The 14,164-nt window shown below is 73.6% G+C and carries 14 protein-coding genes and 1 tRNA gene; 6 read left to right on the top strand and 9 right to left on the bottom strand.

From position 1 onward, the window contains the following. Positions 1–93: 93 nt before the first annotated feature. On the bottom strand, positions 94–1,110 hold the full coding sequence (locus BI06_RS22135) for an NADP-dependent oxidoreductase (RefSeq protein ID WP_043470793.1): 1,017 nt from the start codon (positions 1,108–1,110) through the stop codon (positions 94–96). Positions 1,111–1,258: 148 nt separating this feature from the next. Here BI06_RS22135 and BI06_RS22130 point away from each other — a divergent pair, with 148 nt between their 5' ends. After that, positions 1,259–2,173 (top strand): LysR family transcriptional regulator, encoded by a 915-nt coding sequence (locus BI06_RS22130; protein ID WP_043470790.1) that lies wholly within the window; start codon positions 1,259–1,261, stop codon positions 2,171–2,173. Between the two features lie 3 nt (positions 2,174–2,176). Here the strand turns inward: BI06_RS22130 and mug are convergent, their stop codons facing one another. The 7 genes from mug to BI06_RS22095 all read right to left on the bottom strand — a co-directional run bounded on the left by mug (position 2,177) and on the right by BI06_RS22095 (position 10,190). Continuing rightward, complete coding sequence (gene mug / locus BI06_RS22125) at positions 2,177–2,815, bottom strand: G/U mismatch-specific DNA glycosylase (RefSeq protein ID WP_078879969.1); 639 nt, start codon at positions 2,813–2,815, stop codon at positions 2,177–2,179. Continuing rightward, on the bottom strand, positions 2,812–3,882 hold the full coding sequence (locus BI06_RS22120; RefSeq protein WP_078879970.1) for a phosphatase PAP2 family protein: 1,071 nt from the start codon (positions 3,880–3,882) through the stop codon (positions 2,812–2,814). The genes mug and BI06_RS22120 overlap by 4 nt, the downstream gene beginning before the upstream one ends. Before the next feature lie 129 nt (positions 3,883–4,011). Further along, complete coding sequence (locus tag BI06_RS22115) at positions 4,012–5,130, bottom strand: M24 family metallopeptidase (protein ID WP_369826173.1); 1,119 nt, start codon at positions 5,128–5,130, stop codon at positions 4,012–4,014. A 143-nt stretch (positions 5,131–5,273) separates the two neighbouring features. Further along, positions 5,274–6,626, bottom strand: a complete 1,353-nt coding sequence (locus tag BI06_RS22110) for a dipeptidase (protein ID WP_030393874.1) — start codon at positions 6,624–6,626, stop codon at positions 5,274–5,276. Between the two features lie 30 nt (positions 6,627–6,656). Next, entirely contained in the window at positions 6,657–7,091 is a 435-nt protein-coding gene (locus BI06_RS22105; protein WP_030393875.1) for a hypothetical protein, read from the bottom strand. Then, positions 7,088–8,665 (bottom strand): amino acid permease, encoded by a 1,578-nt coding sequence (locus tag BI06_RS22100; protein ID WP_051741581.1) that lies wholly within the window; start codon positions 8,663–8,665, stop codon positions 7,088–7,090. The genes BI06_RS22105 and BI06_RS22100 overlap by 4 nt, the downstream gene beginning before the upstream one ends. 178 nt (positions 8,666–8,843) lie before the next feature. After that, a complete protein-coding gene (locus BI06_RS22095) occupies positions 8,844–10,190 on the bottom strand; it encodes an MFS transporter (protein ID WP_082558616.1) in 1,347 nt (448 codons plus the stop codon). Between the two features lie 138 nt (positions 10,191–10,328). On the opposite strand from BI06_RS22095, the gene BI06_RS22090 reads away from it, so the two are divergent. The 3 genes from BI06_RS22090 (at position 10,329) to BI06_RS53705 (ending at position 12,526) form a co-directional block, all read left to right on the top strand. Further along, positions 10,329–11,108, top strand: a complete 780-nt coding sequence (locus BI06_RS22090) for a transcriptional regulator (protein ID WP_051741580.1) — start codon at positions 10,329–10,331, stop codon at positions 11,106–11,108. Positions 11,109–11,149: 41 nt separating this feature from the next. Beyond that, the gene (locus BI06_RS22085; RefSeq protein WP_043470787.1) at positions 11,150–11,686 is read left to right on the top strand and encodes a hypothetical protein; all 537 of its coding nucleotides are present in this window, start codon (positions 11,150–11,152) and stop codon (positions 11,684–11,686) included. Positions 11,687–11,866: 180 nt separating this feature from the next. Beyond that, positions 11,867–12,526: a hypothetical protein gene (locus BI06_RS53705; protein WP_043470785.1), complete on the top strand. Its 660-nt coding sequence runs from the start codon at positions 11,867–11,869 to the stop codon at positions 12,524–12,526. Between the two features lie 189 nt (positions 12,527–12,715). On the opposite strand, the gene BI06_RS22075 is transcribed toward BI06_RS53705, so the two are convergent. Continuing rightward, the gene (locus BI06_RS22075; protein WP_030393881.1) at positions 12,716–13,204 is read right to left on the bottom strand and encodes a YajQ family cyclic di-GMP-binding protein; all 489 of its coding nucleotides are present in this window, start codon (positions 13,202–13,204) and stop codon (positions 12,716–12,718) included. 215 nt (positions 13,205–13,419) lie between these two features. Between BI06_RS22075 and BI06_RS22070 the strand changes: the two genes are divergently transcribed. Together BI06_RS22070 and BI06_RS46600 are read left to right on the top strand one after the other, a co-directional pair. Beyond that, positions 13,420–13,500: transfer RNA gene (locus BI06_RS22070), tRNA-Tyr, on the top strand. A 304-nt stretch (positions 13,501–13,804) separates the two neighbouring features. Then, positions 13,805–14,113, top strand: coding sequence for a hypothetical protein (locus tag BI06_RS46600; RefSeq protein ID WP_233290256.1), 309 nt, complete (start codon positions 13,805–13,807; stop codon positions 14,111–14,113). Positions 14,114–14,164: the final 51 nt, after the last annotated feature.

Below are 14,164 nucleotides of genomic sequence, written 5' to 3'. Positions count from 1 at the left end.
GGTCGCGGACGGCCGGGTGGCCGGGTTCGAGGTGGTCGCGGACCCGGCACGGCTGGCGGCGCTGGAGCTCTCGTTGCCCGGCCGGGACGCGTCCTAGCGCGGCTCGTCGGCGAGCTGGACGATCATCTTGCCGGTGTTGGCGCCCTTGAGCATGCCGAGGAAGGCGTCGACGACGTGCTCGAAGCCCCGGACGACCGTCTCGTCCGAGCGGACGGCGCCGGAGCGCAGGTGCGGGACGAGGAAGTCGTACAGCTCGGGGCGGGCGTCGAGGTGGTTCCGGACCAGGAAGCCCTCCAGCCGCAGGCTCTTGCCGACCACGTCGAAGAGGTTGCGCGGCGCGGGCGGCGGCGCCTGGAGGCTGTTGTACTGGGCGACCGCCCCGCACCAGGCGATCCGGCCGCCGTCGCGCAGGGTGTCGATGGCGGCCTCCAGGTGGTCGCCGCCGACGTTGTCGAAGTAGACGTGCAGGCCGTCCGGGGCGGCTTCGCGCAGCCGGTCGGCGATCGGCGCCTCGTGGTAGTCGAAGGCGGCGTCGAAGCCGAGGTGCTCGGTGAGGTGGCGGACCTTGGCGGCGGAGCCGGCGCTGCCGACGATCCGGCCGGCGCCGAGCAGCCGGGCGATCCGGCCGGCGGCGGTGCCGACGCCGCCCGCGGCCGCCGAGACGAAGAGCGTCTCCTCGGGCCGCAGCCGGGCGATCCGGGTCAGGCCGACCCAGGCGGACAGCCCGGTGCCGCCGAGGATGCCGAGGTGGGCGCTGAGCGGGACGCCCGCGAAGTCCGGCAGGACGGTGGTCCCGTCCGGGGTGACCACGGAGAGGGTGCGCCAGGCCCGGCGGTGGTGGACCAGGGTGCCGACGGGCAGCGCGGGCGTCCGGGACTCGACGACCCGGCCCAGGGTGCGACCCTCCAGCGGGGCGTGCAGCTGCCAGCCGCCGGTCTCGTCCATCTCCTCGCGCATGTACGGGTCGACGGACTGGTGGATGTTCTCGACCAGGGCCTCGCCGGTGGCGAGCGGCGGGACGGTCTCGTCGACGAAGGCGAAGTTGTCGGCGGTGGGCTCGCCGGTCGGGCGGGAGACGAGGTGGACGACACGGGCGGTGGGGCGGGACACGGGGGCTCCAGGGGGTGAACGGGGCGGTGAAGAGCATCGGGGCGGTGAAGATCACCGTAGGGAGCCGACGGGCGGCCGGGCAGGGGCCGCCGTCGATGGATGAGCCGGTTCCATGAACGGAATCGATGGATCCGGTAGCGTCACCCGCATGACCGATCTCGCCCCGCACGAACTGCGCGTCCTGGTCGCCGTGGCCGAGGAGCAGGGCTTCACGGCCGCCGCCGCGCGCCTGGACAGCAGCCAGTCCGCCGTCTCGCACGCCGTGCGCGCCTGCGAACGGAAGCTCGGCGCGGTGCTGTTCGAGCGCGGGCGCCACGGCGCGCGCCCCACCGAGGCCGGGGAACGGGCGGTCGCGTACGCCCGGCGGATCCTGCGGCTGCTGGCGGTGATGGGCCCGGAGGTGCGGGCGACCGGTGCGGGCGACCCGGCCGGGGAGGTCACCGGGACGCTGCGGATCGCCGCGTTCCGCAGTGTCGCCGCCCATCTGCTGCCGCCGGTCCTGGCCCGGCTGACCGCACATCACCCGGGGCTGACGCCGCGGGTGCGGATCGTCCGCGAGATCGGCCGGGGCACCGTCGGGGAGGTCGCGGACGGCCGGGCCGACCTCGGCCTCGCGACCCTCGACCCCGCCGCGCCGCCGCCCGTCCCCGGCCTGGTCGCGGCCCGGCTGTTCGAGGAGACCTACGCGCTCGCGCACCCGGCCGGACACCCGGCGCCGCGCGGGCTCCCGCTGGTCGACTGGGACGAGAACTGCGGCTCCTACACCCGGGACTGGTGGGGCCGGCAGGACTGGATCCCGCCCTCGACCATCGACGTCGAGGACGACACGGTGGCCGTCTCGCTGGTCTCCCAGGGCCTCGGGATGGCGATCATGCCCCGGACCGCCCTGCTCGGCGCCCCGCCCGGGCTGGCCGTCACCGACCTCGGCCCGAACCCGCCGAGCCGCTACGTCGGGTATGTGACGACGCCGGAGCTCGCGGGCACGGCGGCGGTGCGGGCGTTGATCCGGGAGTTGCGGGAGCTGCGCGGCCGGGAGCTGCCGGAGGGGCTGGCGGCGGCCTGAGGCTCAGGCGCGGCCGGCCGCAGGGTCGGCCGTGTCCGCGTCCGTACGGTCCGGCTCCGCGTGGTCCAGCGTCGCGCGGAGCCCGGCGAACTCCGCCGCCAGCGCGTCCAGGGTGTAGTGGGCGTTGAGGCCGCTGGGGTTCGGGAGCACCCAGACGGCGGTGTCGCCGATGCCCTGCTCCTGCCGTCCGATCGACGCCGTCCGCCGGCCGAAGGCGGTGCGGTAGGCGCCGATGCCGAGGACCGCGAGGACGCGCGGCCGCAGCCGCAGCACCCGCTCGGCGAGCGCCGCGCCGCCCGCGCGCAGCTCCTCGGCCGTCAGCTCGTCGGCCTTGGCGGTGGCGCGCGGGGCGACGTTGGTGATGCCGAGGCCGAGGTCGAGCAGCTGCCGCTGCTCGTCCGGGCGGAACTGCCGGGGTGTGAAGCCGGACCGGTGCAGCGCGGGCCAGAAGCGGTTGCCGGGCCGGGCGAAGTGGTGGCCGGTGGCGCCGGACCACAGCCCGGGGTTGATGCCGCAGAACAGGACGCGCAGACCGGGGGCGGTGATGTCCTCGATCGTGCTGTCCCGGGCGGCGAGCAGCTGTTCGGCGGTCGGCTTGGGCACCGCGCCCGGCGCGGGGGCCCTGGTCGGCTTCTCGGTCACGGGTCCAGTCTGCCGGTGCGGACGACCTCCCGGACGCCCGCCCCCGTAGCGGCCGGGGCCGGAGCCGGCCGGCTCGCCGCCAGCGACCTGGTCCGCCGCCGTTCCCGCAGCCACCGCACGCCGTACACCGCCACCGCCGCGTACGCCCAGCCGACGAAGACGTCCACCAGGAAGTGCTCCGCCCCGTACACCAGGGTGAAGGTCATCGCGAGCGGGTAGGCGACCAGCAGCACCCGCAGCCAGCGGGCGGCGGTCGGCCAGAAGAAGAACAGCAGCATCGCCGGGTACGCCGAGTGCAGCGAGGGCATCGCCGCGACGTCGTTGGCGAACTGGCTGCCGTTCTCGAACACCGAGGCGGCCCGGGGCAGTCCGCTCTGGCCGAGCACGTCCGAGACCACCCGGGTCAGGGCCGGCAGGTGCCCCTCCTGGGAGGCCAGCCACGGCGGCACCGCCGGGTAGAGGATGTACGTCGCGAAACCGGCGAAGGTCAGCACCAGGTAGCAGGTGAGCAGGTGCCGGAACCGGTCGTGGCGGCGGCGCCAGAGCACCGCGAGCACCACGAAGACCATGAAGAAGTGCGACATGTAGACGGTGACCGCGGCGTAGTCGTACCAGTGCGGCGAGCCCGGCGTGTACAGCCCGTGCTGGAGCCGGACCGTCAGGGTCTCGCCGAAGCCGAGGAGTTCGTCGGCACGCTGCTGCGGCCACAGGTACGGGCCCCAGGGGGTGCGCGCGCCGTAGCCCCGCAGCAGCGAGTACGTCCAGACGACGGCCATCACCGGGACCCAGTCGCGCAGCACCAGCAGGAACCCGCGCGGACCGTGCCCGCTGTGCACACCGGCGGCCAGCAGCGCGCCGATCAGCCACAGGAAGACCAGGTCATTGGTGTACGGCAGGCCGTAGGCGCGCAGGTACCACAGCAGGGCGGCGAGGTAGAGCGGCCACGCCAGCAGCCGGAGGCGGGCGGCGGCGCCGGTGCGCGGGCCGCTCCGGGAGCCGGTGGCCGGACGCAGCCGCCCGGCGCTCGCGGACGGGGTGGGCGGCGCCGGGCGGAGCATTCTGGTCATGCCGATCGAAGCTAGCAAGGCATTCTTGGAGAACTCTCGGTGCGAACGTCCGGTCCGTTCAGGAAGGGTTCAGAATTGCCCCGGTTGGTGCAGTGCGGCAGGGGGCGACCGGGTGGTCCCGGCTCGGCCTCAGGACACGATGCCAAGCTCGTGCGGGGTGTTGTTGAACCGTCGGCCGCCCTGCTCGGTGACCGTGACGATGTCCTCGATCCGCACCCCGAACCGGCCCGGCAGGTAGACACCGGGCTCGATCGAGAAGCACATGCCGGGGACGAGCGGCTGCTGCTCGCCCTCGACCAGGTACGGCGGCTCGTGCGTGGTGATGCCGATGCCGTGGCCGGTGCGGTGGATGAAGTAGTCGCCGTACCCGGCCTCGGTGATGACCCGGCGGGCGATCCGGTCGATCTCCTGGCAGGCGATCCCGGGCCGGACGGCCTCGAACGCGGTCTGCTGCGCCTGCCGGACGACGTCGTGGACCTTCCGCACCTCGTCCGGGACGTCGGTGCCGACGTGCACGGTGCGGGTGGTGTCGGAGCCGTAGCCGTCCTTGAGGCCGCCGAAGTCCAGGACGACGGTGTCGCCGGCCCCGATGACCCGCTCGCCGGCCTCGTGGTGCGGGTTGGCGCCGTTGGGGCCGGAGCCGACCACGGTGAAGTCGACCTGGCTGTGCCCGTACTGGATCAGCAGCGCGCTGAGGTCGGCGGCCACGTCGGTCTCCCGACGGCCGGCGAACTCCACCTCCAGGATGCCCCGGTAGGCGGCGTCGGCGGCGCCGCCGGCCGCGGCGAGGCGCTCCAGCTCGTCGGGGCCCTTGACCGCGCGCAGCATCGGCAGGGTCTCGGTGAGCGAGGTCCAGCCGGTGCCGGGCAGGGCGGACTGGAGGCCGAGCAGGTGCATCGCCCAGGTGTTGTCGGAGACGCCGTAGCGCCCGGCCGGGTCGAGCAGCGGGACGGCGGCGGCGTACGGGTCCTGACCGTCGGTCCAGTCGAGCAGCCGGACGGCGGGGGCGCCCTCGGCCCGCTCGGCGTCGGGGCGCTCCAGGGCGGGGACGATCAGTACGGGCTCGCGTCCGGCGGTGAGGACGAGGGCGGTGAGCCGTTCGGTGATCGCGGTCGGCCGGTAGCCGGTCAGGTGGACGAGGTCGGGGCCGGGGCCGACGACCAGTCCGGCGAGTCCGGCGGCGGTGGCGGCGGCGGTGGCCCGGTCGAGGCGGGTGCGGTAGTCCTCGGCGGTGAAGGGGCGGGGCATGCGGGACTCTCCAGGCGGGGGCATGCGGGTCTCCTGACTGTGCGGGGCGGTCGACGGGCGGGCCGGGTGCGCGTCAACTCCAGCACGGGTGGTGCGTGTTCGTCACGAGTACGGGTCCGGGTTCGGGTACGGGTGACGTTCGGTCACGGCCGGTGCGAGTCGGCGTAGTGCCGGAGGAAGAGCGCCTCGACGTTGGCCATGTGCTCGATCTCGGAGGGGTCGACGCTCTCGTTGGGCGCGTGGATGAGGCAGCGCGGCTCCTCGACGCCCATCAGGATGATCTCCGCCTCCGGGAAGGCCTGGGCGAACACATTGCACAGCGGGATCGAGCCGCCCTGGCCCAGGAAGGACATCGGCCGCCCGTAGACCTCCTGCATCGCCTTGTCTAGCGCCGTGTACGCCGGCCCGCCGGTGGCGGCGCGGAACGGCGAACCGGTGCTCTCCGGGGTCACCTCGATCCGCACGCCCCACGGCGCGGCGGCCTCCAGGTGCGCGGTGAGCGCGTCGCGGGCCGCGCCCGGGTCGGTCCCGGGCGGGACGCGCAGGCTGACCCGGGCCCGGGCGGTGGCCGGGATCGCGGCGGCGGACCCCACCACCGGCGGGCAGTCGATGCCGAGCACGGTGACGGCGGGCCGGGCCCACAGCCGGTCGGCGACGGTGCCGGAGCCGGTCAGCCGGACCCCGTCCAGCACGCCGGCGTCGGTGCGGAACTGCTGCTCGTCGTAGCCGACCCCGACCCAGGTGCCGGCGCAGTCCAGCCCGTCGATCCGGGTGCCGCCGTCGGCGTCGCGCAGCGAGTCGAGCACCCGGATCAGCGCGGCCAGCGCGTCCGGGGCCGGGCCGCCGAACATGCCGGAGTGCATGTCGCCGCCGAGCGCGGAGACGGTGACCACCACGTTCGCCAGCCCGCGCAGCGAGGTGGTGGCGGTGGGGACGCCGACGGCGGCGTTCCCGGTGTCGCAGACCAGCAGCGCGTCGGCGTGCAACTCACCGGCGTGCGGCGGCACGTAGGCCTCCAGGCCGCCGGTGCCCTGCTCCTCCGAGCCCTCCACGACCAGCTTCAGGCCGACCGGCAGGTCGTCGCCGAGGGCCCGCAGCGCGGTGAGGTGCATGACGATGTTGCCCTTGCAGTCGGCGGTGCCGCGCCCGTACCAGCGGCCGTCGCGCTCGGTGAGCTCGAACGGCGGGGAGGTCCAGGCGGCGTCGTCGAGCGGGGGCTGGACGTCGTAGTGGGCGTAGAGCAGGACGGTCGGCGCGCCGGGCGGCGGCGGGCGGTGGCCGACCACGGCGTGGCTGCCGTCCGGGGTCTCCTCCAGGTGGACGTCGCGCAGTCCGGCCTCGGTGAAGGCCGCGGCGACCCACTCCGCGGCCCGGCGGCAGTTCTCGGGCGGGTACTGGCGCGGGTCGGCGACGGAGGGGAGGGCGACCAGCTCGGCGAGGTCGGCCTTGGCCCGCGGCATCAGGTCGGCGATCCGGCGGGCGAGTTCGTCGGTCATGGAGGCTCCTCCGGGAGCTGTGGCCGGGCGTCAGTTGCGCACGGTGTCGTGGAGCTTGAGGTCGTCGATCTTGTCCTTGATCGCGGCGAGCTTGTCCGGGCAGTACACCGAGAGCACGATCGACTCGGCGAAGACCACCTCGCGGTCGGACAGCACCGGGCGCTGGCCCGGGCCGGACGCGCCGTTGGACATGCCGTACGTCCACTGCGCCTGCTTCAGCGCGTTGGCCGGGTCCTCGCAGACGGCGCCGCCGTCCTCGCCCAGGGTGTGCACGATCTGGTTCTGCGTCGGCACCGGGTAGCCGGCCGCGCTCAGTGCCGAACTCAGCTGCTGGGCCTTGCGGTTGGCCTCGTTGGTCTGGTGCAGCTGGGTGTAGGTGAGCAGGCCGGTGATCAGCATGCCGACCAGCAGGACGATCGCGCCGAGGTAGATCCAGCGGTGCCGGGAGGCCATCAGGCTGGTCATGCCGCACCTCCGTCCTTGCGGGGGCCGTCCGCCCCGGCTCCGCCGAGTTCGGCGGCCTCCTGGGCGGCGAGCTCGGCCTGCGCGTCGGGCGAGCGCCACTCCGGCTTGCGCAGCCGCAGGAACAGGTACGGGATCAGCAGGCCCAGCACCAGCAGGCCGCCTCCGACGATCAGCACGTACGACCAGACCGAGCCGCTGCCGAACTGCGAGGACGGCACGAAGCCGATCGCCATCGCCGCCGCCGAGGCCACCAGGCCGGTGACGGCGATCGGCACCAGCGCCGGCGCGTGGTAGCCGCGCGGGTGGTCGGGCTGGGTGCGGCGCAGCCGGATCGCCGCGGCGAACATCAGCAGGTAGACGATCAGGTACACCTGGGTGGTGATCACCGAGAAGATCCAGTAGGCGCTGGAGACGTTCGGGATCAGCGCGTAGGCGAGGGCGATGACGGTGGTGACCACACCCTGGGTGACCAGCAGGTTCTGCTGGACGCCCTCCTTGTTGAGCCGCTGCAGGAACGGCGGCAGGTAGCCCTCCTGGCGGGAGATCAGCAGCAGGCCCTTGGACGGCCCGGCGAGCCAGGTGAGCATGCCGCCGAGCGAGGCGGTGACCAGGGCGACCGCGATCACCGGGGTCAGCCAGCCGATGTGGAAGTACTGGAAGAAGGAGTCGAAGGCCTGCATCACGCCGGCCGTCAGGCTGAGCTCGGCGGACGGCACCACCCAGCTGATCGCCAGCGCCGGGAGGATGAAGATCGCCAGCACCATCCCCGAGGCGGTGAACATCGCGCGCGGGAACTCCTTGGCGGGGTCGCGCAGCGAGGAGACGTGCACCGCGTTCATCTCCATGCCGGAGTAGCTGAGGAAGTTGTTGACGATCAGCACCAGGCTGGCCAGGCCGGTCCACTGCGGGAACAGGTGCGCGGCGTTCATCGGTGCGGCGGACTGGTTGCCCTGGCCGAGGAAGACCATGCCGAGCACGACGAGCAGCGTGCCGGGGATCAGCGTTCCGATGACCAGGCCCATCGAGGAGAGACCGGCCACCGCCTTGGTGCCCCGGGAGGACACCCAGACGCCGGCCCAGTAGAGCACCATGATCACGATCGCGGTGTACAGGCCGTTGCTCGCCAGCGCGGGATTGACCACATAGGCGATGGTCGAGGCCACGTACGCGAGCAGGGACGGGTAGTAGAAGATCGTCATCGCGAACTGGCACCAGACGGCGAGGAAGCCGAGCGGCTTCGACAGGCCCTCCGACACCCAGCGGTAGACGCCGCCCTCCCAGCCGGACGCCAGCTCGGCCGAGACCAGCGCGGTCGGCAGCAGGAAGACGACGGCCGGGAGCAGGTAGAGGAAGACGCAGGCGAGGCCGTAGACCGCCATGGTGGGCGCGGCGCGCAGGCTGGCCACCGAACTGGTCGTCATCAGGGCGAGCGTCAGCCAGGACATCCGGGGCGCGTTCGCGATCCTGGTGGCCACCGCACCGGTGCGCTCGCGGGCCGACTGCGACGACGGGCCGTCCGGGGCGCCTGTGCCGGGACTGCCCCGGCCGGACGACGGTATGTCCATGGAACTCATGGGTCCTCCTGGGGTGGCCCGACAGCACTGGTCCGGGGGTGGCCCCGGGGCGGGCCGTACCCGGCCAGTTCACCCGGTTGGCGATGCGGGCGCATGCGGCGTGCGGCCGGCCGGGTGAGCGGGGGTCAGGAGGACGGTGGTCAGGAGGGCGGTGGGGGCCGGTGGTCCCGCGTCGGGGTCACGCCGCCGTCCGGTCCGGCCAGGTGGCGCGACGCAGCGTCCGCCCGGCCGTCGCCGGGACCAGGCCCGCGGCGAGCAGCGCGGCCACCGTGCCGAGGGCGGCGGCGGGCGACAGGTGGTCGAGCAGCAGCCCGCTGCCGACCATCCCGGCCGGCATCCCGACCGTGAACATCGTCATCGTCGCGGCGATCACCCGGCCCCGGAGGGCGTCCGGGACCTGCTGGAACACCAGGAGGTCGATCATCACCCGCAGCGTCGGGACGCCCAGGCCCACCAGGAACAGCCCCGCGAAGACGGTGACCGGCCCGCCGGGCAGCAGCGGGGCGAGGATCACCGGGACGGTCAGCCAGGACACCGCGAGCAGCAGCGCCCCGGGCCCGGCCAGCCGGTGCAGCCGGCGCACCAGGAGGGCGCCGGCCAGCGCTCCGACCGCCTCGCCGGCCAGCGCCAGGCCGATCCCGGCGTCCGAGGTGCCCTGGCCGCGCAGGACGACCATGACCGGCAGCAGCATCGCGGTGCCGGCGAGGTTGATCAGCAGGACGACGGCGAGGATCGGGCGGAGCAGGGCGCTGCCTGCCAGGTAGCGGTAGCCGGCCAGGGCGGCGCCCTTGGCGGAGCGGGTGCCGGCTGTTCCGCCGGTTCCGGCTGTCCCGCCCGTTCCGCCGGTTCCGTCGGCTTCGCCGGTGTCGGACGGGGACTGCGGGCGGCCCGGGAAGCGGACCAGCAGCGCCACGACCAGCGAGAGCAGCGAGGTGAGGGCCGTCCCGACGAACGGCGCCGCCCGGCCCAGCCCGAACAGCGCGCCCGCCAGCGGCGGCCCGATCAGGCCCGCGCCGCTCATCCGCGCCTCGTCCTGCGCCAGCGCCTGCCGCAGTTGCTCCGGCGGGACCACCGAGCGCACCGCGAGCAGCCGGACCGGCCCGGTGTAGGCGATGGTCGCGCCGACCACCACGGCGACCAGCAGGCTGTGCGCGACCGTGAGCCGGCCCAGTGCCATGGCGAGCGGGACGCTGGCGCAGGCGATCAGCCGGGTTGTGTCGCCGACGATCAGGATCCGGCGGCGGTCGTAGCGGTCGGCGACCGAGCCGCCGTGGATGCCGAAGAGCACGGACGCGCCGATCTGCAGCGCCCCGAACGCGGCGGCGAGCGTCGAGGAGCCGGTGAGCGCCAGGAGCAGCAGCGGGTACGCGGTGTCGATGATCTGCAGGCCGAGGGTGGAGCCGGCCTGACCGGCCCACAGGGCCTGGAAGCGCCAGTTGCGCCGCAGTGGGACGGGCGGGGCCGCCGGAGCCGCTTTCGTTGCCGCGTTGGTTCTCGTGCTCGTCGTCGTGGTGCCCGTGCCCATTCGCCCGCCCCTCCGTCGGCCGCCGATCACTGCGGCGTAACCATTCACAGCATCGTGAATGATGGCGTGATGGTGAGCGCTTGCGCAAGGGTGAAGGTGCGATTGCCCGGAGCATCGGCCATCTGCGAGGGTGAGGCCGTGGTCGAGAACGCCGAGAACGCCGAGGACACCGTCAACGCCGAGGGCACCCTGAACGGGGACGGCACCGTGAACGGGGGCGGCACCGGTCCCGCCGTGCTCAAGGAGCGCCGGGTGGAGGACGCCGCCACCCTCAAGGCCCTGGCCGACCCGCTGCGGCTGGCGATCCTCGACGTCCTGGTGACCTCCGCCGCAACCGGTCCGCTGACCGCGAAGGAGATCGCGGCCGCGCTCGACGAGCCGCAGACCAAGCTCTACCGCCACATCAAGCAGTTGGAGAAGGCCGGGCTGATCCGGGTCGCCGGCACCCGGCTGGTCTCCGGCATCGTCGAGAGCCGGTACAGCCCGGCCCAGGAGTCGCTCCGGCTCGCCCCGGAGATCTTCTCGTCCGACTCCCCGACCCGGGTCGACGCCTACGACGCGATGCTTGCCGCGATGGACCGGGTCCGCGGTGACTTCCGCGCCGCCGCGATGGCCGGTCGGGTCGACTTCTCCCGGGACGACTCGGGCGCGCAGTCGGGCCTGTTCTCGCACTTCACCTACCGGGTCACCCCCGAGCGACTGGTCCGGTTGCGCGGCCAACTCGCGGCGGTGATCAACGAATTGCACGCCGAGGGGAACAGCACCGCCGAGGACGCGGTGGACGTGACGATGTTCACCCTGCTGTACGGCGTCGGCCCCGCCCCGGCGGCCGGCGAGGCCCCTGCCTCGGACCCTGCCTCAGTGCCGACTCCGGCCGTCGGCTCCCGGAACGACGGCGGCCCGGGCACGGAATCGTAAACGCCGGGCGGACTGTCGGTGCCATGGTTCAGGATGACTGAATGTCATACGAACTTCAGGCGCTGATCGGCCCGGCGGAGCTGGTCGCGGTGGCGGCCGCCGAGGTTCCGGCCGCCCGCCCGCGGCCGCTCGCCCAGGGGCTGGCACTGATACCGGCGACCCCCGAATTCCTGGCCGCCTTCCGCGGTGGTGAGGGAACGCCGTCCGCCCCGGGAGCCCCGTCCGCTGCGGCGGCTCCGCGCGCGGTCGGCACGGTCCCGTTCGACTGGTTCCCGGACGGCCTCGAACGCCGGCTCGCCGCCTGGTCCAAGGCCGCGCCGATCGCCTGCGTCGAGGCCGACTACTTCGGCGGCACCGGAACCCAGCGCGCCGCCGTCTGGGCCGACGGTCGGCTCGACCTCGGCCCCATCGCCAGCGGCGAGTTCGAAGCCTTCCCGCCCGAGGGCAGCCCGATCTCCCGGGTCCTGCGGCGGCTCGGCGCCCAGGTGGGGGAGGACGGCGGCGACGCCCGCGACGAGTTCGACGCGGTCGGACTCGGGGCCCACCGGGCCACGGCCTCCTGGGTCTCCGGTACCTGACGTCCGGTCGCCCGCCCGCCCGGCCACCGCGTGTCGTCGCGTGTCGCCGCGTGTCGTGCACCGTTCGGCGTACACGCGGTGGCTGGGCCAACGGGGCTGCCCCACGGTGTGAATCAGGCCTGATGCCCGGTCTCCGACCGGGCCTGACGCCCGATCTGTACCGAGAGGAAAGCATCCCCCATGCGCACCACCTGGATGGCCGCCGCGCTGACCGCAGCCCTCGCGCTGACCCCGGTCGCGACAGCCTCCGCCGCCGTCGGCACCGGAGCCGACGCCCCCCACCGCACCACCTTCTCCATGGGCTCGGTGACCCCCGTCACCGTCCCGGGCCTCCCGGCCGCCCCGATGTCGCTGGCGGGTCTCCCCGGACTCCCCGGACTCCCCGGACTTCCCGCGCTGCCCACGGCTCCGGGGATCCCGACGGCTCCGGCGGCTCCTGCCGCGCCCGTCGCTCCCGTCGCCCCCGCGGCTCCTGCGGTTCCCTCCGCCCCGGGGCTGCCGTCCGCCCCCGCGCTCCCGGCCGACGCCCCCGACCCGACCTCGGCCCTCGGCGGTGTCCTCGACCTCGTCGGCGGCCTGCTCTCGGCGGTCCCCGCCCTGCTCGGCGGAGTCGACCTCGGTGCCGTCCAGCAGCTCCTCGCCTCGCTGGAGAGCACCCTCCAGGGCCTGCTCGGCCAGCTCCCGACGCCGCCCACCCTCCCCACCCCGCCACCGACCGTCACCGCCCCGGGCCTCGCGCCCCCGGCCCCGCCGGCCTCGCTGACGGACCAGCTGGCCACCCTCAAGGACCGGACCAAGGCCCTCGGCGACGCGGCGGCCGCCGCAGCTGCCACCCGCTGACGACGGTCCGCTCCACGACGGCCTGCTCTACGACGGCCCCGGCCGGAAGCCCACCCAGGGCTCCCGACCGGGGCCGTCCGCTGCCCGGACCCCCACCGCCGACCGGGAGAAACGCGACGAGGGCGCGGCGACGAGGCTGCCCTCGTCACCACGCCCTCGACCGGTCGCCGCGCGGGCGGCGACCCGCGACTAGCGGTAGTTCACGTACTGGAGCGCGAAGTCCAGGTCCTTGCCCTTGAGCAGGGCCTGCACGGTCTGGAGGTCGTCACGGCTCTTCGAGGTCACCCGGAGCTCGTCGCCCTGGACCTGGGCCTTGACGCCCTTCGGGCCCTCGTCCCGGATGATCTTCGCGACCTTCTTGGCATCGTCCTGGGAGATGCCCTCCTTCACGTCCGCGAAGATCTTGTACTCCTTGCCGGACAGCTGCGGCTCCTTCGCGTCCAGCGCCTTGAGCGACAGGCCGCGCTTGATGAACTTGCTCTGCAGCACGTCCAGGATCGCCTTGACGCGCTCCTCGCCGTTGGCCTTCATCTCGATCGTCTCGCCCGAGCGCTTGATCTCGGCGCCGACGTTCTTGAAGTCGAAGCGCGTGGAGATCTCGCGGGAGGTCTGGTTGATCGCGTTGTCGACCTCCTGCCACTCGACCTTCGAGACGATGTCGAAACTGGAGTCGGCCATGGGTGTTGGTCTCCTTGATGTTCTGGCTGCACTGACACGGCCCGCCCCACCGGGCGTCCGCCGTCCCAGCCTATCCAGCCGACCCCCACCCCCGCCCGGGACGCCCGCACCGCACCCGCCCATCCGGCCCCGCGGAACCAGGTGGCGAACCACCCCCCGGCATCGGGTAAGGTTTACCCAGTCGAACGGGGCAAGCCCCGCAAGACAAACATCCTGGCTGGTTGCCCGAGCGGCCAAAGGGAGCAGACTGTAAATCTGTCGCGCAAGCTACGCAGGTTCGAACCCTGCACCAGCCACAGGATAGAAAAGCAGCCCCTGACATGCGGAAACGCATGTCAGGGGCTGTTTTCGTTCCCTCGAACGCTCATCGGCGCCCCTGTCTCCGTCGGATGAGGTTTTCCCGTCTGGTCGGTGGTTCCGGACCGGATGCGGACCAGGGGCAGTCGGGTCGTCGCCGGGGTGCTCGACCGCCGGTGGGTCGGCGTGGGCTTCGTCACTGCGGACGCACTTCGCTCCTGTCGTGCGGGTGATCGGCGGGCGACCTCGTCGGCGCTGCGTACGACTCGGCGGCGCGGGGCTGGGTAGGGGGCGGCGGTGGGTGTGAGTGAGCTGGTGATTGATGTCCGGGGGTACCGGGTCGAGTGCCTCGAGGACTTTCGGGATGCGATCCGTGCGGTCGAGCCGCGGGCTCTGCCGAGGTGGCAGGGGCGGAGCCTTGACGCGCTGTGGGACGCGATCGAGAACCGGGGGGTCTGCGACTTCGTCGACGCCCACGATGTGCTGGTCGTGCGGGCCGATCGTGCGGGGCTGTTCGCCGAGGGGAGTCCGGGTGGGGCCGGGCTGTGTTCGGTGTTCGCGGATGCCACCCGGGCGCGGCTGGAGCTCTTCGACCGGGTCGCCGGGTCCTGAGTCACGGGGGCGTGAGGAGGAGGGCGGCGGCCGCGGGGGTGTCGGGGGCGG

Source organism: Kitasatospora sp. MBT66 (assembly GCF_000710405.2).
In the GTDB taxonomy this organism is placed as follows: Bacteria; Actinomycetota; Actinomycetes; order Streptomycetales; family Streptomycetaceae; genus Kitasatospora; species Kitasatospora purpeofusca.
Note: the sequence above shows the minus strand (reverse complement) of the source record. Positions and strands in the feature narration are given on the sequence as shown.